The 1064-nt window shown below is 54.7% G+C and carries 1 protein-coding gene; it reads left to right on the top strand.

What is annotated here, in order from left to right:
• Positions 1-1064, top strand: a 1064-nt coding sequence (gene tuf, locus ACSEMK_RS24015; RefSeq protein WP_048338934.1) for an elongation factor Tu, incomplete at both ends; no start/stop codon positions are given.

Genomic DNA, 1064 nt, shown 5'->3' with positions numbered 1-1064 from the left:
ACCGTACTGGCTAAAACCTACGGCGGTGCTGCTCGCGCATTCGACCAGATCGATAACGCGCCGGAAGAAAAAGCTCGTGGTATCACCATCAACACTTCCCACGTTGAATATGACACCCCGACTCGCCACTACGCACACGTAGACTGCCCGGGCCACGCCGACTATGTTAAAAACATGATCACCGGTGCTGCTCAGATGGATGGCGCGATCCTGGTTGTTGCTGCGACTGACGGCCCGATGCCGCAGACTCGTGAGCACATCCTGCTGGGTCGTCAGGTAGGCGTTCCGTACATCATCGTGTTCCTGAACAAATGCGACATGGTTGATGACGAAGAGCTGCTGGAACTGGTTGAGATGGAAGTTCGTGAACTGCTGTCTCAGTACGATTTCCCGGGCGACGACACTCCGATCGTTCGTGGTTCTGCTCTGAAAGCGCTGGAAGGCGACGCAGAGTGGGAAGCGAAAATCATCGAACTGGCTGGCTTCCTGGATTCTTACATCCCAGAACCAGAGCGTGCGATTGACAAGCCGTTCCTGCTGCCGATCGAAGACGTATTCTCCATCTCCGGTCGTGGTACCGTTGTTACCGGTCGTGTAGAGCGCGGTATCATCAAAGTTGGTGAAGAAGTTGAAATCGTTGGTATCAAAGAAACCGCGAAAACCACCTGTACTGGCGTTGAAATGTTCCGCAAACTGCTGGACGAAGGCCGTGCTGGTGAGAACGTAGGTGTTCTGCTGCGTGGTATCAAACGTGAAGAAATCGAACGTGGTCAGGTACTGGCTAAGCCGGGCAGCATCAAGCCGCACACCAAGTTCGAATCTGAAGTGTACATCCTGTCCAAAGACGAAGGCGGCCGTCATACTCCGTTCTTCAAAGGCTACCGTCCGCAGTTCTACTTCCGTACTACTGACGTGACTGGTACCATCGAACTGCCGGAAGGCGTAGAGATGGTAATGCCGGGCGACAACATCAAAATGGTTGTTACCCTGATCCACCCGATCGCGATGGACGACGGTCTGCGTTTCGCAATCCGTGAAGGCGGCCGTACCGTTGGCGCGGGCGT

Origin of the sequence: Klebsiella sp. K-3, assembly GCF_051207495.1 — a bacterium.
GTDB lineage: Bacteria > Pseudomonadota > Gammaproteobacteria > Enterobacterales > Enterobacteriaceae > Klebsiella > Klebsiella aerogenes.
Note: the sequence above shows the minus strand (reverse complement) of the source record. Positions and strands in the feature narration are given on the sequence as shown.